Source organism: Promicromonospora vindobonensis, from assembly GCF_042685865.1.
In the GTDB taxonomy this organism is placed as follows: domain Bacteria; phylum Actinomycetota; class Actinomycetes; order Actinomycetales; family Cellulomonadaceae; genus Promicromonospora; species Promicromonospora vindobonensis.
The window spans coordinates 1,821,469-1,840,912 of record NZ_JBHUOG010000002.1 but is presented as its reverse complement, the minus strand read 5'-3'; the positions used below and the strand labels follow the sequence as shown (position 1 = coordinate 1,840,912).

Annotated in this window: 17 protein-coding genes; 12 read left to right on the top strand and 5 right to left on the bottom strand. The window is 72.3% G+C overall.

The features are described 5' to 3' along the window. Positions 1 to 30: 30 nt before the first annotated feature. Complete coding sequence (locus tag ACFS27_RS21475; protein ID WP_377187223.1) at positions 31 to 1,503, bottom strand: NAD-dependent succinate-semialdehyde dehydrogenase; 1,473 nt, start codon at positions 1,501 to 1,503, stop codon at positions 31 to 33. A gap of 89 nt (positions 1,504 to 1,592) precedes the next feature. Here ACFS27_RS21475 and rraA point away from each other — a divergent pair, with 89 nt between their 5' ends. The 6 genes from rraA to ACFS27_RS21445 all read left to right on the top strand — a co-directional run bounded on the left by rraA (position 1,593) and on the right by ACFS27_RS21445 (position 7,045). Continuing rightward, entirely contained in the window at positions 1,593 to 2,057 is a 465-nt protein-coding gene (gene rraA, locus ACFS27_RS21470; RefSeq protein ID WP_377187220.1) for a ribonuclease E activity regulator RraA, read from the top strand. Then, the gene (locus ACFS27_RS21465) at positions 2,054 to 2,611 is read left to right on the top strand and encodes an AAA family ATPase (protein WP_377187217.1); all 558 of its coding nucleotides are present in this window, start codon (positions 2,054 to 2,056) and stop codon (positions 2,609 to 2,611) included. The genes rraA and ACFS27_RS21465 overlap by 4 nt, the downstream gene beginning before the upstream one ends. A gap of 74 nt (positions 2,612 to 2,685) precedes the next feature. Then, complete coding sequence (gene dapA, locus ACFS27_RS21460) at positions 2,686 to 3,675, top strand: 4-hydroxy-tetrahydrodipicolinate synthase (RefSeq protein ID WP_377187214.1); 990 nt, start codon at positions 2,686 to 2,688, stop codon at positions 3,673 to 3,675. A 38-nt stretch (positions 3,676 to 3,713) separates the two neighbouring features. Next, positions 3,714 to 5,399 carry a ribonuclease J gene (locus tag ACFS27_RS21455; RefSeq protein ID WP_377187211.1) on the top strand — a complete coding sequence of 562 codons (1,686 nt, stop codon included), beginning with the start codon at positions 3,714 to 3,716 and terminating at the stop codon, positions 5,397 to 5,399. A gap of 285 nt (positions 5,400 to 5,684) precedes the next feature. After that, positions 5,685 to 6,293, top strand: coding sequence for a DUF4328 domain-containing protein (locus tag ACFS27_RS21450; protein WP_377187208.1), 609 nt, complete (start codon positions 5,685 to 5,687; stop codon positions 6,291 to 6,293). Then, the gene (locus tag ACFS27_RS21445; protein ID WP_377187206.1) at positions 6,293 to 7,045 is read left to right on the top strand and encodes a DUF4328 domain-containing protein; all 753 of its coding nucleotides are present in this window, start codon (positions 6,293 to 6,295) and stop codon (positions 7,043 to 7,045) included. Before ACFS27_RS21450 ends, ACFS27_RS21445 begins: the two co-directional genes overlap by 1 nt. Here the strand turns inward: ACFS27_RS21445 and ACFS27_RS21440 are convergent. Beyond that, positions 7,040 to 7,858, bottom strand: a complete 819-nt coding sequence (locus ACFS27_RS21440; protein WP_377187203.1) for an SDR family NAD(P)-dependent oxidoreductase — start codon at positions 7,856 to 7,858, stop codon at positions 7,040 to 7,042. The two genes, ACFS27_RS21445 and ACFS27_RS21440, sit on opposite strands and share 6 nt — an antisense overlap. Positions 7,859 to 7,947: 89 nt before the next feature. On the opposite strand from ACFS27_RS21440, the gene ACFS27_RS21435 reads away from it, so the two are divergent. Then, on the top strand, positions 7,948 to 8,415 hold the full coding sequence (locus ACFS27_RS21435) for a MarR family winged helix-turn-helix transcriptional regulator (RefSeq protein WP_377187200.1): 468 nt from the start codon (positions 7,948 to 7,950) through the stop codon (positions 8,413 to 8,415). 44 nt (positions 8,416 to 8,459) lie between these two features. Further along, on the top strand, positions 8,460 to 9,116 hold the full coding sequence (locus tag ACFS27_RS21430) for a DUF998 domain-containing protein (protein WP_377187197.1): 657 nt from the start codon (positions 8,460 to 8,462) through the stop codon (positions 9,114 to 9,116). 69 nt (positions 9,117 to 9,185) lie between these two features. Here ACFS27_RS21430 and ACFS27_RS21425 read toward each other — a convergent pair whose 3' ends face one another. Further along, positions 9,186 to 11,474, bottom strand: coding sequence for a hypothetical protein (locus tag ACFS27_RS21425; RefSeq protein ID WP_377187194.1), 2,289 nt, complete (start codon positions 11,472 to 11,474; stop codon positions 9,186 to 9,188). Then, positions 11,471 to 13,312 carry an HSP90 family protein gene (locus ACFS27_RS21420; protein ID WP_377187191.1) on the bottom strand — a complete coding sequence of 614 codons (1,842 nt, stop codon included), beginning with the start codon at positions 13,310 to 13,312 and terminating at the stop codon, positions 11,471 to 11,473. Before ACFS27_RS21420 ends, ACFS27_RS21425 begins: the two co-directional genes overlap by 4 nt. A 154-nt stretch (positions 13,313 to 13,466) precedes the next feature. Between ACFS27_RS21420 and ACFS27_RS21415 the strand changes: the two genes are divergently transcribed. Then, positions 13,467 to 14,303 (top strand): DUF4328 domain-containing protein, encoded by an 837-nt coding sequence (locus ACFS27_RS21415; protein ID WP_377187188.1) that lies wholly within the window; start codon positions 13,467 to 13,469, stop codon positions 14,301 to 14,303. A 31-nt stretch (positions 14,304 to 14,334) separates the two neighbouring features. Further along, positions 14,335 to 15,348, top strand: coding sequence for an adenosine deaminase (gene add / locus ACFS27_RS21410; RefSeq protein WP_377187185.1), 1,014 nt, complete (start codon positions 14,335 to 14,337; stop codon positions 15,346 to 15,348). Positions 15,349 to 15,387: 39 nt separating this feature from the next. Here add and ACFS27_RS21405 read toward each other — a convergent pair whose 3' ends face one another. Beyond that, positions 15,388 to 15,975, bottom strand: a complete 588-nt coding sequence (locus ACFS27_RS21405; protein WP_377187182.1) for a TetR/AcrR family transcriptional regulator — start codon at positions 15,973 to 15,975, stop codon at positions 15,388 to 15,390. A gap of 98 nt (positions 15,976 to 16,073) precedes the next feature. Here ACFS27_RS21405 and ACFS27_RS21400 point away from each other — a divergent pair, with 98 nt between their 5' ends. Together ACFS27_RS21400 and ACFS27_RS21395 are read left to right on the top strand one after the other, a co-directional pair. After that, positions 16,074 to 16,484, top strand: coding sequence for a hypothetical protein (locus ACFS27_RS21400; RefSeq protein ID WP_377187179.1), 411 nt, complete (start codon positions 16,074 to 16,076; stop codon positions 16,482 to 16,484). A 144-nt stretch (positions 16,485 to 16,628) separates the two neighbouring features. Beyond that, positions 16,629 to 19,430 carry an FtsK/SpoIIIE family DNA translocase gene (locus ACFS27_RS21395; protein WP_377187176.1) on the top strand — a complete coding sequence of 934 codons (2,802 nt, stop codon included), beginning with the start codon at positions 16,629 to 16,631 and terminating at the stop codon, positions 19,428 to 19,430. The last annotated feature ends 14 nt before the right edge of the window (positions 19,431 to 19,444 follow it).

Below are 19,444 nucleotides of genomic sequence, written 5' to 3'. Positions count from 1 at the left end.
CGGCCCGGTGCGGTGCCCGCGGTCCGGACGCTACATCGCCACGTACACCGTCTCCTGGTACTCCTCCATGCCCGCCTCGCCGCCCTCGCGGCCCAAACCGGACGCCTTGACCCCGCCGAACGGGGCGCTCGCGTCGGACACCAGCCCGCGGTTGATGCCGATCATCCCGGCCTCGATCTCGTCCATGGCGCGGCGGGCACGGTCCAGCGACGTCGTGTACGCGTAGGCCGCCAGGCCGAACGGGGTGCCGTTGGCGAGCTCGTAGGCCTCGTCGTCGGACCCGAAGGCGACGATCGGGGCGACCGGGCCGAAGATCTCCTCGGTCACGATCCGCGCGTCGGCGCTGATCCCGGTGAGCACGGTCGGCTCGAAGAAGTGGCCAGGGCGGTCGAGCCGGCCGCCACCGGTGAGGACCTGGGCGCCCTGGGCGACGGCGTCGTCCACCAGCCCCGTCACCTTCTCCACCGCCGACTCGTTGATGAGGGGTCCCACCTCCGCGCCCGGCTGGGTGCCCGGTCCGGTCACCTTGGCGCCCATGGCCGCTGCGAGCTTCTCCGCGAAGGTGTGCGCGACGGCGTCGTGCACGAGGAAGCGGTTGGCGGCCACGCAGGACTGGCCGGAGTTGCGCAGCTTGGCGATCAGCGCGCCCTGGACGGCTGCGTCGACGTCGGCATCCTCGAACACGACGAACGGTGCGTTGCCGCCCAGCTCCATCGAGCTGCGAAGCACGTTCTTCGAGGCCTGGGCCAGGAGGAGCTGACCCACCCGGGTAGAGCCGGTGAACGAGACCTTGCGCAGCCGGGGGTCCTCGAACAGTGGCTCGGTGACGGGGCCGGCCTGCGTGGTCGGGACCACGTTGACGATGCCGGTCGGCAGACCGCGCGCCTCCGCCTCCGAGCGGATGATCTCCGCGACCAGGAGGGTGGTCATGGGAGTGAGCTCGGCCGGCTTGATCACCACGGTGCACCCGGCCGCGAGGGCCGGGGCGATCTTGCGGGTCGCCATGGCGATGGGGAAGTTCCATGGCGTGATCAGCAGGGCTGGTCCCACCGGCCGCCGGCTTACGTACTGCGTGTTGGTGCCCGACGGCGCCGTGCGCACCAGGCCGTCGGCGCGCACGGCCTGCTCGGCGAACCAGCGCAGGAACTCGGCGCCGTAGACGACCTCTGCCCGTGCCTCGGCGAGCGGCTTGCCTGCCTCTGCGGTGATGAGCGCCGCGATGTCGTCGGCGCGCGCGATGAGCCGCTCGAAGACCGCGCGCAGCAGGTCGGAGCGTTCGCGGGGCGGCACCGCACGCCAGGCGGGGGCTGCGGCGTGCGCGGCGTCGAGGGCCCGGACGGCGTCAGAGGGGGCGGCGTCGGAGACGTCGAAGATGGGCTCGGCGGTCGCAGGGTCGGTGACCTCGAACGTGGCGCCACCCGCGGCGGGGCCCCAGTGCCCGCCGACGAGGAGGCCGGTGGGCAGGTGCGCCACGAGTGCGGGGAAGAGCGTCGTCGCCGTCATATTCCGAGTATCCATGCCCGCGCAACCTGCGCCGGGCTGCCGGGAGCGACCGAGTATCGTCTGGCGCACGTCAGGACGAGAGGATCACGATGACCGCGACGGCCGACCTGTACGACGAGCACGGTGAGGCGCTCGCCTCGCTCACCCTGCAGCTGCGCGACTTCGGCGGGGTCCGTGCGTTCTCCGGCCCCGTGCGGACGGTGCGGTGCCACGAGGACAACGGCCTGGTCAAGGCGCTGACACAGACGCCGGGGGAGGGCGCGGTCCTGGTGGTCGACGGCGGCGGCTCGCTCCGCAGCGCGCTGATGGGCGACCTCATCGCGGGCGCGGCGGTCGAGAACGGCTGGGCCGGCGCGATCATCCACGGCGCGATCCGCGACTCCGCGGCGATCGGCGGCCTGCGGCTCGGCGTGAAGGCGCTCGGCACCAACCCGCGCACGTCGTCGAAGGCGGGCGCAGGCGTGGTGGACGAGGCGGTGGAGATCGGCGGCGTCGTGTTCCGGCCGGGTGCCACGGTGTACGCGGACGAGGACGGCGTGCTGGTCGAACGATGACCGGGCGGCAGGAGCGCGCGAGCACCACGCCCCCGAGCCCCGAGCGGCCGCTCGGACCCCGGCTGATCCTGCTCAACGGGCTGCCGGGCGTCGGCAAGTCCACGCTCGCGGCGGCCTGGTCGGCACGGCACCCCGGCACACTGAACCTCGATATCGACGTGGTCCGGTCGCTGATCAGCGGTGCCGCCCCGGACACGGCGGAGCCGGCGCGGGCGCTCGGGCTCGCCATGGCGGTCGAGCACCTGCGGGGCGGGCACGACGTCGTCGTGCCGCAGCTCGTGGCGCGGACCGACCAGGTGCCGCGCTTCGCCGACGCAGCGGGCACCGCGGGCGCGCGGTTCGTCCACGTCCTGCTGGAGGCGCCGGACGACCTGGTGGCGGGCCGGCTCGCCCGGGACGCGGCGACCCGCCGCCGCTACCTCGGCCCGGCGGCGCTCGCGGGCTACGCGGCAGGCCTGCGCGAGGTGGCCCTGCGGCCCGGCGTGCTGCGGCTGGCCGACGAAGGGCTCAGCGTCGCCGTCGGGCGGCTGGAGGAGCTTCTCGGAGCGGCGTGAGAGGCGGGTCTGGTGGCCCGGCGGGTCGGCGAGCACAAGCCCTGTGAACCGGCGGTAAACGGTACGGTATGCCTATGGTTCTTCCCGCTGACTCCGCGCGCCCGTTCGGCGCGGTCTTGACCGCGATGGTCACCCCGATGACGCCGGACGGCGCCATCGACCTGAAAGCGGCGGCCAAGCTGGCGAAGAAGCTGATCGACGACGGCAACGACGGCCTCGTCCTGTCCGGCACGACCGGTGAGTCCCCGGTGACCCATACCCCCGAGAAGGTGGAGCTCGTCGCCGCCGTCGTCGAGGCGGTGGGCGACCGCGCCGCGATCCTGGCCGGTGCCGGCTCCAACGACACAGCGCACGCGATCCGCATGGCCACGCAGGCAGCGGACGCGGGCGCCGACGGCCTCCTCGTCGTGTCGCCGTACTACTCCCGGCCCACGCAGGAAGGGCTGTACCAGCACTTCGCCGCCGTGGCGGACTCCACGGAGCTGCCCGTCATGCTGTACGACATCCCCGGCAGGTCCGGGGTACGCATCGCGCCCGAGACGTTCGCGCGCATCGCCGAGCACCCGCTGGTCGTGGCCAACAAGGACGCCACCGGCGACGTCTGGTCGGCGGAACAGCTCATCGAGGCGACCGGTCTCGCCTGGTACTCCGGCGACGACGGACTGCTCCTGCCCTTCCTGAGCGTGGGCGGCGCCGGGATCGTGTCGGTGTCCGCGCACGTGGTCGGGCAGCGGTTCGCCGAGGTCGTGCGGCTGTGGGACGCCGGGGACCACGGCGCCGCGCTGCGGGTGTTCCGGACGACGGTGCCGGTCATCAACGCGCTCAACGGAGCCGGCGCGCAGGCCGTGATGGCCAAGGCCGCGCTGCAGGCGCAGGGCGCCCTGGAGCACCGGACACTGCGGCTGCCGAACGTCGCCGCCACCGACCACGAGGTGGCCCACCTGCGCGCCGTCCTCATCGCGGGCGGCGTGATCCCCGCGAGCGCGCATCCGATGTCGCCGCCGGAGCTCCCGGAGGACGCCTCGGCCGTCATCGGGCACCCGGCGATCGTCACCCCCCGTTAAAGAACTTTCTCTGTAAGTAACGAGGCCTTGGAGGCCAAGTGAGTCACCCTCACCCCGAACTGTCCCTGCCCCCTGCGCTGCCCGAGGGCGGCCTGCGCGTGGTCGCCCTCGGCGGCCTGGGCGAGGTGGGACGCAACATGGCGGTCCTCGAGCATGCCGGCAAGCTGCTCATCATCGACTGCGGCGTCCTCTTCCCCGAGGACAACCAGCCCGGCGTGGACCTGATCCTGCCGGACTTCGACTACATCAAGGACCGTCTCGACGACATCGAGGCGATCGTGCTGACGCACGGCCACGAGGACCACATCGGCGCCGTGCCGTACCTGCTGCGGCTCCGCAAGGACATCCCGCTGGTCGGCTCGCGCCTGACGCTCGCGTTCATCGAGGCGAAGCTCAAGGAGCACCGCATCAAGCCCTACACCCTCGAGGTGAAGGAGGGGCAGAGCGAGAAGCTCGGCGTCTTCGACTGCGAGTTCGTCGCGGTCAACCACTCCATCCCGGACGCGCTCGCCGTGGCGGTCACCACCGCAGCGGGCACCGTGCTGCACACCGGTGACTTCAAGATGGACCAGCTGCCGCTCGACGGCCGCATCACCGACCTGCGCGCCTTCGCCCGCCTCGGCGAGAAGGGCGTGGACCTCTTCATGGTGGACTCCACCAACGCGGAGGTACCCGGCTTCGTGACTCCCGAGGCCGAGATCGGCCCGGTGCTGGACGACGTGTTCGCCCACGCGGACAAGAGGATCATCGTCGCGTCGTTCTCGTCGCACGTGCACCGCGTGCAGCAGGTGCTGCGCGCCGCGCACGCCCACGGCCGCCGCGTCGCCCTCGTGGGCCGCTCCATGGTGCGCAACATGGGCATCGCCGCAGACCTCGGCTACCTCGACGTGCCGCCCGGCGTGCTGATCGACCTCAAGAAGGCCGACTCGCTGCCCGACGACCAGATCGTCTACATGTCGACCGGGTCCCAGGGCGAGCCGATGGCGGCACTGTCGCGCATGGCGAACGGCGACCACAAGGTGCAGGTCGAGTTCGGCGACACCGTGATCCTCGCCTCGTCGCTCATCCCGGGCAACGAGAACGCCGTGTTCCGGATCATCAACGGCCTCACCCGCCTCGGCGCGCGGGTCGTGCACGGTGGTAACGCGAAGGTCCACGTGTCCGGCCACGCGTCGGCCGGCGAGCTCATGTACTGCTACAACATCCTCAAGCCCAGGAACGTCATGCCGGTGCACGGCGAGGTGCGCCACCTCGTGGCCAACGCGGCGCTCGCGGTCAAGACCGGTGTGCCCGCCGACCGTGTGGTGCTCGCCGAGGACGGCGTGGTCGTGGACCTCGTCGACGGCAAGGCCTCAGTGGTCGGCGCCGTGCCCTGCGGGTACGTGTACGTCGACGGAGCGTCGGTCGGCGAGATCACCGAGGCGGAGCTCAAGGACCGCGTGGTCCTCGGCCAGGAGGGCTTCGTGTCCGTCTTCGCGGTCATCGACACCGCGACGGGCAAGGTGCTCGCACCGCCGCAGGTGCTGGCCCGCGGTATGGCAGAGGACGCCTCGGTGTTCGACAAGGTCATGCCAGAGGTCACCGCGGCGCTCGAGAACGCGATCGCCGGCGGGGCGACCGACACGCACCAGCTGCAGCAGATCATGCGCCGCACCATCGGTCGCTACGTGGCGACGCGGCTGCGCCGCAAGCCGATGATCGTCCCGGTGGTCGTGGAGGCCTGACCTGCAGGTCCGGCCGGCGTGGCCCGGCCGGAGTCGTCGAGAACGGGGCTATGTGTCTGGCCGGCCCGGTCGGACACGCAGCCCCGTCCTCCGGTGAAGTTCACCCTTCCGCGATGGGTGCATATCGGGCATCGGTCGCTAGCGTTGGCGGCTGCCCGATGCTCCCTCCAGAAGGTTCACATGTCGCAGCAAGCCGCTGCCCCTCGGCCGCCACAGGGTGACTCCGCGCCGAGCCCTGACGGTGCCACGCCGATACCCGCCGGACCCTACCGCTTGGTGCGCGTCGTGCAGGGCATCGCAGTGGCGTGGTGCCTGTTGCTGCTGGTCGACTGCGTGGCGGCCTTCCAGGCGTCCGACGTCTGGCGGGACGCGGCCACGAGCGGGCTCGCCTGGGGGCAGGTCGAGGTGACGCCGTACGACTCGATCGGCTATTTCTACCTCCCCGTCCAGGTCGCCGCCTTCCTGGTCGGCTGCCGGTGGCTGTACCGGAGCAGGCGGCTGGCCGACGTGCTGTCGCCGTCGTCCCGCCACACACACCGGCCGTCGCGGGTGTGGCTCGCGTGGGCGTTCCCTGTTATCAACCTCTGGTTCCCGTACCAGGTGGTGCGCGACATACGCAGGGCGACCGTCGGCCCTGCCGCGACGACGGCGCCGGTCCAGCTCTGGTGGTTGCTCTGGCTCGTATGGATCGCGGTGGACGTGGCGGCGTACCTGGTGCTCGACGCCGTCACCCCCGCGATCGGACCGGACGCCACGCTGGTGACCGCCGTGCGGTGGTTCGTGACCGGGAGCACGGTGCTCGGCGTCGCCTGCGGCGCCGTCTGGCTACGACTCATCGACGAGATCACGTCGGCACAGCGGGCGCGACTCACCACGTCTGGAGAGGTGTCCTGATGACGCACGAACCGTTCGCCCCACCCACGGGGTACGGCTCGCCCACGGGGCCGGCAGTACCCGCCGCCCCCGCCCCGGTGCGCTATACCTACGGAGCGCCGCTGTACTCCCCACCGCCCCTGCGCAGCGCGGCGGGACTGGGGACCGCCGCCGTCGTGCTGGCGTGCGTGTGGGCAGCGGTCCAGGTGCTGAAGCTCGCGCTGGCCCCGGCGGCGGCCGACGCGCTGCGCGATGCGGCCGCCGCCGGGAACGGCGCGTACGACAGCGCCCTGACGGGCTACGACCTGGCCGGCGTCCTGTTCTTCGCGGTGCAGGTCGCGGCCTACGTCGTCACCTGTCTCTGGCTGTACACCAGCCGCTCCACCGCCGTGGCGGCCACACCGGGGCTGGTGCACGAGCGCAGCAAGGTCTGGACCTGGCTGGGCTGGTGGGTGCCGATCGTCTCGTTGTGGTTCCCGTACCAGGTAGTGCGTGACATCCGCCGGGCAACGGCGACCGGTCCCGTCTCGGGGATCGGTGGATGGTGGGCCGCCTGGCTCGTCTTCGTCACCCTGTCGAACACCGCCGGTCGGATGAGCAGCCGTACGACGGCGGAGGCGACGGCGACGGCTGCGGAAGCGCTGGTCTTCGTCGAGCTCCTCGCGACGGTCGCCATGGCCGTCGCCCTCGTGCTGTGGATCCGGATCGTCCGCGGCGTCTCGCGCTACCAGGCGGAGCGCATCGCGATCGCGCACGACGAGCGCGGGTCATGAGGCCACGTCGACCACCTCGTCCAGGCGCAGCCGGCGATTGAGCGCGCCGGCGATCCGCACGACGACGGTGCGCGGCAGGAGTCGTGCGGGCCAGGTCATGGCCCGAGTCGCCGCCCGGCCCGGGTAGGACACGGCGCGCCGCCGGGCGTAGTCGTCCAGCGTGCGGGCCGCGACGCTGTCCGGCGTGTCGGCGGCCCGGGCATCGATGGTGGCCGTGGTGCCGTCGAAGAAGCCGGTGGCGATCGCACCGGGGTGCGCGGCCATGACGTGCACCCCGGTTCCGCGCAGCTCCTCGGCCAACGACTCGGTGAACGAGAGCACGAACGCCTTGGTCGCGGCATAGCTGGCCTGGTACGGCATGGGCTGGAAGGCCGCGGTCGACGAGACGTTGATGATGCCGCCCGAGCCGCGAGCGACCATCTCGGCCCCGATCGCGTGGGTCAGTGCGAGCAGCCCGTTGACGTTGAGTCCGACGGTGCTCAGCTGCGGCCCGAGAGGGCGGCCGAGGAACGGGCCTACGCTGCCGGCGCCCGCGTTGTTCAGCAGCAGGTCGACGGTCAGGCCGCGGTCGCGCAGCTCCCGCAGGATGCGCTCCGGGCCGTCGGGCGCCGCGAGGTCACCGACGATCACCTCGGCGTCCGGTCCGCCGTGCAGCTCCCGGATCCGTGCGGCGAGGTCCCGCAAGGCCTGTTCCGAGCGGGCCAGCAGGATCAGCCGCGCTCCGCGGCGGGCGAGCTCCAGCGCGTAGGCCCGCCCCAGCCCCTTGGACGCGCCGGTGACGAGCACGGTGACGCCGCGATAGTCGTCGCTCACAAGATCCTCCATTGGTTCGAGCCTCGAAGTATTGAGCCCAGAACGTAGCACGACTACTTCGAGTCTCGAACTATCGGTAGGATGCGGGAATGACCACGCCAGACCTCACCGCGGTGGTCGCGGCGACCCACGACATCTGGATGCGGACGAACGACCTGATCGGGCAGTCGCTGGCCGAGCACCAGATGACGCCGGCGACGTTCCAGGCGTTGTGGGTCATCGACCCGGACGAGCCGCCGCCCTCCATGAAGCTGATGGCCGAGCGCCTGTACTGCAACGCGCCGAACCTCACCTTCATCAGCAACCAGCTCGTCGACCGGGGGCTGGTGGAGCGCGCCGTCGACCCGGACGACCGCCGCTCCCGTGTGCTCGTGCTGACCGCCAGGGGCCGGCAGGTCCGCGACGAGCTGGTCCGGGCGACGCTGGAGAAGACCCCGTTGGCTGTGCTGTCGGCGGTCGAGCTGCGGCAGCTCAGCGCCCTGCTGCAGCGCGTCGCCGGACCCGACGGACAGCCAGCGGCCAACGCTCAGTTCTCGGGCGGACCGTCGTCTATCTGACAGGACGTCGGCACCGGGCTGACGTGACAGGTCCGGAGGACACGATGGAACAGGACACCGAGTTCGACACGGCGGCCGCAGTGACGCGGTCGATGCTCGGCTGGGGGGTGGTCGCGGGGCCGTTCTACCTGGTCGTCGGGCTGGTCCTGGCGCTAACCCGAGAGGGCTTCGACCTCGCCCGGCACCCGCTCAGCGCGCTCATGCTGGGCGACGGCGGCTGGATGCAGACCACCAACCTGGCCTTGAGCGGTGTGATGGTGTGCGTCGCCGGCGTCGGGATGACCCGGGCGACCGCCCGCGGTGCCGGGATCGCGGTCGGCATCTACGGCCTGGCGATGGTGGCGAGCGCGATCTTCCCGCCGGACCCGATGCCCGGGTTCCCACCGGGGCAGGACGGTGCCACGACGCTGAGCGTCTCCGGCGTGCTGCACTTCGCGTTCGGCGGTATCGGGTTCATCGCGTTCGCGGTGGCGGCGTTCCTGCTCGGCGGGTGGCTCACCCGGCACGGCGAGCGCGACCGGGCGCTGTGGTCGCGTATCGCCGGCGCGGTGATCCTCGTGGGCTTCGTCGGCGGGGCCGCGCTGGGCCCCGCCGGGGTGGCCGGGATCTGGGTGGCCGTGGTGGTCGGGTTCACCTGGCTGCTGCTCGCCTCCGTCCGGCTGTACCGAGAGGTGCCCCACCCGGTGGTGGCGCGCCGCTGACCCGTGCAGCCGCCGGCCGCCGCCACCGGCTCCCGCCAACCCGCGGTCACCGTCCGGCCGGAACCCCGGTCAGACGGTGACCTGCTCGCGGATCCAGCCGGCGTGGTGCCCGAAGCTGCTGAGCTCCTCGGCGCCCTGGATCTTCGTCTCCACTGCCGCGACCAGCTCAAGACCACGGGTCACGCTGCCCGACTCGACCGCCAGCTCGGCGGTGAGGAGGGCGCTGCGGCACCAGCGCGCGATGTCGTCGGAGTCCCGCAGGAGCGACTCGGCCCGGCTCGCCAGCGCGGTGGCCTCTTCCAGGGCGCCGTCGTAGAGGCCGCCGAAGCGGCTGGTCTCGGCGTCTTCCTCTGCGATCACGCGGGCGTGCTGCTCGAGCGTCTCGGGCAGCTCCATCCGCAGCACCGCCAGCTCGTCCGGATCTGTCGCGTCGGCCAACGCGGCCTCGCACACCCGGGTGGCACCGGTCATGATCCGGCCCGCCTCGGCGGCGTCGCGGTTCCGGACCGTCCAGGCCCACGCCCGGGTGGCGCGGATCTGGCGCATCGCGTCGCCGATCTCGGCCCACAGGTCCGCCGCGCGCTCGTAGGCCAGCTGTGCCGACATCAGCTCGCCGGCCTTGTCCAGGGCTTCCGCGGCGAGGTTGGCCAGCGCCGCGTGGTCGGCCTGCTCGGGCCAGTGCTGTGCGACCTGCGCTGCCGCGAGCCACTGCGCGGCTGCCTCAGCGGGCTCGCGCCTGCTCATGGCGCAGTCACCGAGCCACCAGCGGACCTGGACCAGCATGCCGTCACCGTGCACATCCGGGGACGGGTCCAGGTCGGACAGCGCCTGCTCCAGCACGGGCGCCGCCTCGTCCAGCCGGCCACCGGCCATGAGGTGGCCGCCCAACCGGGCCCTTGCCACGACTGCGGAGCTGCGGTCGACGAGGTCGGCCCAGGCCACGGCCTCCAGCCCGTGGTGCACGGCGGCGGGCAGGTCGTGGTCGGCGGCGAGCACCTCCGAGAGCTGCAGGTGCGCCGTCAGGCGCCACTCGGGTGGCGGCGCGTCGCCGGCGCGGTCGATCGCATCCGCCATCGCCGACCGCATCCCCGCAAGATCTCCGGCCTCCTGGGCCAGGCCGTACCGTTCGAGGGCCGCGTCAACCCCGGTCGGCACGGACGCCTCGTCGTCGCCCGAGGGGTCGAGTCCGACGACGTCCGCTGCGGTGCCGGCCGGCTCCCCGACACCGGGCTCTGCGGCCGACGGCAGCACCGCTCGCAGCCCGAGGGGCAGCCGGTTCAGCAGCGGCTCGGCGTCCAGGCGCGCCAGGAGCCGCTCGCTCACCACCGGTGTGCCGTTGCGCTCGTCGAACCGGGCGGCCAGCGCGAGCGACTCCGTCCGTGCGTGGTGTGCCAGCTCGACGGCGGTCCACGTGCGGCCGGCCGGGCCGGGGACCACGAGGTCACCACGGCCGAGCACGACCAGCCGGTCCAGGAGCAGCGCGGTCACCGCGAGGTGGTCCATGCGAGGCAGGGGCTCGCGGTCGGTCTGGAAGTACGCGGGCGTGTCGGCCAGGAGCTCGAGCCCGCGCGCCTCGTTCCCGGTGAGCGCGCAGAACTCGATGTGGCGGGCCACGGACGGCATCATGCTCTCCGAGCCCTTGACCATCGGATACCCCCGCAGATGGTTCACCCGAGCCTCGTCCAACCGGCCCAGCCGCACCAGGGGAAGCAGCGACCGGGCCAGCGTGCGGTGCGGCTCCTCTGCGCACGTCTGCCGGCCGGACAGGACCGGCTCCCAGTGCCGCAGCGCCGTCCCGTCCGCGCCGGACGCCGCGTAGAACTCACCCTGGTGCGCGGTCTCGCAGGCGTGGCAGTCGGCCATCTCGCCCCGTTCGGCGCCGAGCCAGCGGTCGAAGGCCCGCTGCGCGCGCACGGTGTCGCCCAGGTGGTCGGCGATGTGGAACTCGGACATCCGCACGGCTCGCTCGGTGTGGCCGGCCAGCCGATACCGGCGGTCCATCTCTGCGAGCCAGCTCTCGATGGCGCTCAGTGGCACCTGCGGCAGGTCGAGCATGCCGTTGGACACCCACTTGAAGGCCCAGAACAGCGAACGCGTGCCGGCGTGGTCGAACACGCTCGGGTCCTTGTCCCAGAGCTGGAGGGCGCGGGCGAAGGGCACGAGCGCCTTGGGTCGCTCGGCGCTGAACACGTAGGCGTTGACCAGATGGGTCAGGGCCGTCACCTCGGCCAGCGGACCGAGCTGTGCCGCCTGGTCGAGGATCTTCTCCGCTGCCGCCGCCTGGGACGTCCCGTTGGGGCGCTGCCGGTTCTCCCGGACGGCCGCCTGCAGGGTCGCCAGGTCGGTGATCTCGGTCATCGGTTCGTCTCCCGGAAGTCGTCAGGCTGGTCGTCGCGTGCCGTCGGCGTGGCCCACTCCAGCAGCTCGCCGAACGCACGGTTCACGAGCGCCTGGTCGACGGGCCGCAGGGGACGCCGCGCCTGGAGCAGCGACTGTCCGTACAGGGCCTCGGTCGCGACGCCGGCCAGGTCGGCGTCGGGCAGTGCGGCGATCCGGCGCACCAGCGGATTGAGGTGGTTGAGCACGAGCCGGGCCCGTGGGGCCTCGTCGCGCAGGGCGCCGAGGATGCCTGCCCAGAGGTCGTCCGCCTCGCCCTCCGCGTCGGCGCGGGCGCGCTCGTGGCGCGCTGACCGGTCGTCCAGATGGACGGCGGCCAGGGCCGCCGGGTGGAACGCCCGCACCACCACGTCGCAGTCCAGCGGATCGAGCCGTGCCCTGGCGGTGGCGAGGAACGGTGCGAGCGAGAGCTCGGAGGCCGGGTCCAGGTGGTCCAGGTGCGCCGTCACCACCGACGCGTCCAGCTCCTCGACGGTCGTGCCGGGGCGGGCGAGCGGGAGCGCCTCGACGAGCGCCGCGTCGTAGGTGTAGCCGCCGTTGACGACGGCCATGCCCTGCGCGGCCGCGATGGCGGAGACCTGCCGGAACTCGTCGACCGTGCGCGTGAAGTGCACCGTCCGGTGCCGGCGGGCGAGGTCGTCGAGCGTCAGCTCGCCCTCCGACGTCTCGAAGGGCAGCCACGGCAGCATGGTGCGCAGCACGTCGTCGTCATGGAGTGCGAGCGCCTTGACGCCCAGGTGGTGCACGGCGAGGAAGCGCCGCAGGCGCTCCGGCGAGGTGGTCGCGAGCTGCGCGAGCCAGCCGCGGACCCGGTCGCCGAGCGCCTCCCGCACCGCGGCGAGCGTCTCGTCCTCGTAGAGCTGCTCGCGGCTGGCCGTCGGCCGGAGCGAGTCGGTGTCGAGCACGCACCGCACGAAGAACGCCCAGTCGGGCAGCAGGGTCTCGGCGCGGTCGGTGAGCAGCATCCCCTTGAGGTGCACCCGGTGCCCGCCGCGCTGCGCGGGGCTGACCACGCCGGGCAGGACGTACGCGACGCCCCGGATTCCGACCAGCGGCAGGTCGAGCTCTATCGAGTCCAGCGGTGCGAAGCCGAAGGTGTCCTGGCAGTAGCCCGACAGGGCGGTGGCCCGGGCCGTCGGGCTGCTGTGCTCCGTCTCCCACGGCGGCCGCCGGCCGGTGACCGGCTCGTCGCCCACCCGGACGTCGTAGGGCAGGAGCGCCCCGAAGTCGGCGGCGAGGTCGGCCACCGTGTCCGCCTCGAACCACTGCTCGCTGCCGTGACGGGCCTCCAGGTGCACGGTGGTGCCCGGCTCGGGGTGCTCGGCGGCCGCAAGGGTACGGACCGTGTACGAGCCGTCGCCGCGGGCCACCCACTCCACCGGCAGCGCGTCGGGCGTGCGCGCCGAGCGGCTCACGACCCGGATGGTCTCGGCCACCACGAAGCAGGCCAGCAGGCCGATGCCGAACTGGCCGAGGAACTCCTTGCGCGCCTCGTCGAGGTTGTCCCGCTTGGAGCTGCGCCCGATGGTGGCGAGGAGCTGGTGCACCTCCGGCTCGCTGAGCCCGATGCCGGAGTCGGTGACCCGAAGGGTCGACCCGGTCGCGTCGATACGTACCGTGCCTGGTGCGTCGGGGTCGAGGGCCCTCCGCGCCGTGATGGCGTCGACGCCGTTCTGCAGCAGCTCGCGCACGTAGACGCGCGGGCTGGCGTACAGGTGCTGGGAGAGCAGGTCGACCAGCCCACGGAGGTCGACTTGAAAGGTGTGCGGTGCTTCCGCAGAGGTCTCTTGCGTCGTCATGGTGCGCGAAATGCTAGTGGCGCACACTGACAGGCCCCAGGAAAGTGCCACCCGGACACGGGATCTCGACCGGGAGTCGCGGATTCACCCACAATTGGTGGCTACCGGACATAGCGGTGTGAGTACGGTATCGGGAACACACCGGAGGCCATTGATGTCCGATCCGCGTAGTCCCCACGAGAAGAACGGCGCCACGCCCTGGCCCGAGCCCGGCCAGCAGGGCCCGCCCTACCCGGAGCAGCTGGGCAGCCCCGCGCACCCGCAGTCCCCGTACGCCGAACCGCAGTACCCCGACCAGCACACCGGTCAGTACGCGGTGGCCACCGGCGGGCCCCCGGTCGCCACCGGGCAACAGCATCAGGTTCCGGTAGGCGAGGCCTATCCGCCCGCACGGCGGCGCCTGCCGCGCAAGCCCCTGCCCGAGCCCCCGGCCGGGCTGGCCGTCGGGGCGATCGTCGCCGCGTGCTGCCTGCTCTTCGTCGAGCTCGCCGAGCTGGCGATCCTGCTCGTCACCGGTGGCAGGGGCGGGGCCGTCGCGGGTATCGAGATCGGTCTGGGCTTCCGGTTCGACCCCAACGGCGACACCGTGTCGCTCCTGTTCGGGCTGGCCGCCTTCGCCGCGGCCGGTGTCTGGCTACAGGCGAGCCGCAGCTTCGCCGAGGCCGCGAACCCGGTGGCGCGGTTCACGCACGGCCGGGTCTGGACCTGGTTCGGCTGGTGGGTTCCTGTCGTCTTCCTCTGGGTCCCCTACGGGGTGGTCCGCGACGTCCGCCGTGCCCTGGTCCCGAACGGCGGGCACCGCGTCGCGCTGGGCCTGTGGTGGTCCTTCTGGCTGCTGTCGGGCCTGCGGGTGCTGGCCTCGTCCTCCGCCGATGCGGAGATCATCGTCCGGTCCGTGGCGGTGGCCGCGCTGACCGTCGCGTTCGGCTGGTGGGTCCGGATCATCCGCGAGATCACGAGGGCTCAGGAGAAGGCCGCCGGATTCGCCTGAGCCGGTCCGAGACGGGGCCTAGCATGCAGGGATGGCCCCTCTCCCGCCGGCAGCACGCCCTCCCCGAGCAGAGCTGCACGTGCACCTCGAGGGCACCCTGGAACCGGACCTGGCGTTCGAGCTGGCGGCCCGCAACGGCGTCGTGCTGCCATATCCCGACCCGGAGAGCCTGCGTGCCGCCTACGAGTTCGAGGACCTGCAGTCGTTCCTGGACCTGTACACGGCGGGCATGTCGGTGCTGCGCACCGAGGCGGACTTCGCCGACCTGACCCGTGCCTACCTGACGCGGGTGGCACGGGCGGGTGTGCGGCACGCCGAGATCAGCTTCGACCCGCAGGCGCACCTCGTGCGAGGGGTGCCGCTGGACGTGGTCGTGGGCGGCATCGCGGGCGTCCTGGAGCGCAGCGAGACCGAGCTCGGCATCTCGACCCTGCTCATCGCCTCGTTCCACCGCGACAGGGACAGCGCGGACGCGCTCGACGTCCTGGAGCGGCTCCTCGCCATGGCCGCGCCGATCGTGGGCATCGGGCTGGACAGCGCTGAGGCCGGGTACCCGCCGGGCCGGTTCGAGGCCGTGTACGCGCGTGCGGCGCAGGCCGGCCTGCGGCGTACTGCGCACGCGGGGGAGGAGGGGCCCGCCGCGAACATCCGGGACGCGCTCGACGTCCTGCACGCCGAGCGGATCGACCACGGTATCTCCGTGGTCCAGGACCCGGACCTGGTCGCACGCGTCGTGGCGCAGCAGGTGCCGTTCACCGTGTGTCCCGTGTCCAACGTGCGGCTGCGCGCCGTCCCGAGCCTGGCCGAGCATCCGCTGCCCGCGATGATCGAGGCGGGCATGCTCGTCAGCATCAACTCCGACGACCCGCCGTACTTCAACGCGTACCTCGACGACGTCGACGACGCCGTCACAGCGGCCTACGAGCTCACCAGGGACCAGCGGGCGGCGCTCGCCGCCGCGTCGTTCCGCGGGTCCTTCCTCGCGCCGGACCGGGTGGCGGGCCGGCTGGCCGAGGTGGAGGCGTGGCGCACAGCCGGCGAGTGACCTCATAGCGCGGTCGGTGGCGGCCCGGTCCGCCGGCCGTCAGCGGCTCAGCAGCGCCGACGCAACGGTTCCGGCGCCACGGTCGAACGCGGCCTCGCGTTCGTGCTCGTCGCCTGGCAGCAGGCCCGCGAGCTCGAGCGAGACCAGCCCGTGCACCAGGCCCCAGAGCCCGACGGCGGCGCTCAGCACGTGCTCGGGTGGTGCGTCGCCGACCGTCCGGGCGACGGCGTCGTGCAGCACCCGGAACGTCGGGCGGTCGAGCGCGGAGGCCGTCGCGCCGGGTGCCGGCGACACGGCGCGGTAGAACATGACGCGGTAGAAGTGCGGGTCGGCCAGAGCGAACCGCCGGTAGGCGCCACCGAGGGCCCGGAGATCTGCTGCGGGGTCGTCGCTCTGCCCGACGGCGCCCAGGTGCTCGGCGAAGCGCCGGAACCCCTCGTCGCTGACGGCCTCGACCAGCGCCTCGCGGGAGCCGTACAGCGCGTAGACGGCCGAGGCGCTGGTCCCCGCCGCCGCGGCGACCTTCCGCACGGTGACGGCGCTCTCGCCGTCGGACGAGATCACCTGCGAGGTGACTTCGAGGAGCCGCGTGCGCAGCGCGTCGTCGTGCAGTCGTGGTCGAGCCATGGCGTGAGTCTAGAAGTCTTGACGGGAGTTTGCGAACGATGTTTGATAACAGTGTTACGAAACCCGGTCGACCCATAGCCATACCCAAGGAGGACGTCGTGCTCGAGCTCTCAGATCCTGCCCGCATCACAGCGGGCGTCGTGCTGCTGACCGTCGTAGGTATCGAGTCGGGCGGGTTCTTCCTGCTCAAGGTCTTCGGCGGCAGGCTGATCACCACCGACCTGCAGAAGAGCTTCTACCGGGCGGGGCATGCGCACGCGGGCGTGCTGGTGATCCTCGGTCTGCTCTGCGTGCTCCTTGCCGAGGCGACGAGCCTGACGGGCTTCGCGCACTGGCTGGCCGCCACAGGGGTGCTGTGCGCGGCGATCCTGATGCCGGCGGGATTCTTCTTCTCCGCGATGGGGGAGGGGCGGACGGCGCCCAACCGGGCCGTGGTGCTGCTCCCGGCAGGGGCGGTGTTCCTGGCCGCAGGTGTGGTGACGCTGGCGGCAGGCCTCCTCCTGGCCTGAATCGAGGTGGAACCACGGGCAAGGCCCGTGCCGGAGGACCCGCGCGGGCCCGCAGAGCGCGACAAACCGGGCGCCGGCCCGGTTCGGGACACACCGCGAGGGGTCCTGGGTGGGGCCGTCGTCCCCGGTTACGGTGGCGACATCATGGCGACCCGCACGTCGGCCCGGCGAAGCTCCGGGAAGGGATCCGGGCAGGGCGCGAAGCGCCCCAGGCCCAAGGCCGCAGCGTCGAAATCGACCCAGCGCCGGGGGGCTGCCCGCCCGGCGGCCAAGGCTGCGTCCGGGCCGTCCCGCCCGCCGTGGCCGGTCCGGGCGCTACGAGGGCTGTGGATGGGCATGGCGCACGCGGTGGGCGGCGCCACCCGCGCCGCCGGGCCGCGGACGGCGCAGGACGCGCCTGACGGGGGCGCGCAGAAGGCAGAGCAGCAGGGAGGGCAGGAACTGGAACCGGACCACCGGCGCGACGGCGTCGGCTTCGCGCTGCTCGCAGTGGCGGTGATCGTCGCCGCGCGCGAGTGGTGGGGCATCGACGGCGCATTCGGTGACGGCGTGCACGCGGTGGTCGCCGGCACGTTCGGCGTGGCGGGCGTCGCGCTGCCCGTGCTGCTCGTCTGGCTCGCCTTCCGCGTCATGCGCCATCCCGAGCGCGCCCAGCAGAACGGACGGGTGGCGATCGGGCTCAGCTTCCTGGTGGTCGCGACGTGCTCGCTGGTGCACATCAGTGCTGACCTGCCGTCGCCCGCAGAGGGCTTCACCCCGGTGCAGGACGCCGGCGGCGTGATCGGGTTCCTGTTCGCGACCCCCGTGGTCACCGGCCTGACGCAGTGGTTCGCGATCCCGCTGTACGTCCTGGCCGGATTCTTCGGCGTCCTCATCGTGACGGCGACGCCGGTGCACCGGATCCCGGCACGTCTGCGCGGCCTGTACGACCGGCTCACCGGCAACCACAGCGAGCCGGTGGCCACGGACAAGGACGGGCTCGCGCTGGCCGAGGGCGTCTCGGCGCACGACGGCGCGGCCACCGGCACGAAGCGCCGCAAGCGCCGCACCAAGCAGGAGATCGCAGCGGAGAAGGAGCGGCTGGCCGGGTTCGTGGGCGACGAGGCCTTCGAGAAGGCCGCAGAGGTGGAGGCGGCGGAGCGCGCAGCGAAGGCGGGCAGGCTCACCACGCAGCGCATCCCGACCGGCGAGTCGGCGGTCAAGGTGACGGGCGCTCCCGCGATCGGCCCAGGCGTCCTCGGGCCCGACGGGGAGCGTGGCAAGACCGACGGGCCCAAGCCGCCGCAGGGCAGCGAGCCCATGCCGCGCGGCGTGCAGCCCATGCTCGACGGCGACACGGTGTACCTGCTGCCGGACGAGGACGTGCTGGTCCAGGGACCGCCGCACAAGGCGCGTTCGGCGGCCAACGACCGGGTGGTCGAGTCGCTCACCGGCGTGTTCGAGCAGTTCGGCGTCGACGCGAAGGTCACCGGCTTCAGCCGCGGCCCGACGGTCACCCGGTACGAGGTCGAGGTGGGGGCCAAGACCAAGGTCGAGCGCATCACGTCGCTGTCCAACAACATCGCGTACGCGGTGGCGAGCGCGGACGTGCGCATCCTTTCGCCCATCCCTGGCAAGTCCGCCATCGGTATCGAGATCCCGAACACGGACCGCGAGACCGTCGTGCTGGGTGACGTGCTCCGCTCGGGCGCGGCACGCCGCACCGAGCACTCCATGGTGATGGGCGTCGGCAAGGACGTCGAGGGCGGCTACGTCGTCGCGAACCTCGCGAAGATGCCGCACATCCTCGTCGCCGGCGCGACCGGTGCGGGCAAGTCGAGCTTCATCAACTCGATGATCACCTCGATCCTGATGCGTGCCACGCCGGAACAGGTGCGGCTCATCCTGGTCGACCCCAAGCGCGTGGAGCTCACGATCTACGAGGGCATCCCGCACCTGATCACCCCGATCATCACCAGCCCGAAGAAGGCCGCAGAGGCCCTCGACTGGGTGGTGCGCGAGATGGACTCGCGGTACGACGACCTGGCGATGTTCGGCTACAAGCACATCGACGACTTCAACACCGCGGTCCGGGCAGGCAAGGTCAAGCCGCCGCCGGGCTCCGAGCGCAAGATCGCGCCCTACCCGTACCTCCTCGTGGTCGTCGACGAGCTCGCGGACCTCATGATGGTCGCCCCGCGCGACGTCGAGGCCTCGATCCAGCGCATCACGCAGCTCGCGCGCGCCGCAGGCATCCACCTCGTGCTGGCGACACAGCGCCCGTCCGTCGACGTCGTCACGGGGCTCATCAAGGCGAACGTGCCGTCGCGACTCGCCTTCGCGACGTCGTCGGTCACCGACTCCCGCGTGGTGCTCGACCAGCCGGGCGCCGAGAAGCTCATCGGCCAGGGCGATGCGCTGTTCCTGCCCATGGGCGCCGCCAAGCCGATGCGGGTCCAGGGTGCGTGGGTCACCGAGTCAGAGGTGCACCAGGTCGTCGAGCACGTCAAGAGCCAGCTCAAGCCCGTGTACCGGGAGGACGTCGCCGCACCGACCGCCGCGAAGAAGCAGGTCGACGAGGACATCGGCGACGACCTCGACCTGCTGCTGCAGGCGACGGAGCTGGTCGTCACCACCCAGTTCGGTTCCACGTCCATGCTGCAGCGCAAGCTCCGTGTGGGCTTCGCCAAGGCCGGGCGCCTCATGGACCTGCTCGAGTCGCGCGAGATCGTGGGGCCCTCCGAGGGGTCCAAGGCGCGCGACGTGCTCGTCCTGGCGGAGGAGCTGCCGTCGGCGCTGGCGCTCATCCGCGGCGAGCAGCCGCCTCAGGTCTTCGACCAGGCGGAGCCCGAGCGTGGCGCCGACGGCGCGAACCGTGCCACCGGCGACCAGTACGCCGACGGGACGGACGGCCACATGCCACCCGTTGCCACGGACTATCACGACGACGCCGAGGCGCTGCGCTGAGGGGTCCCGGCAGG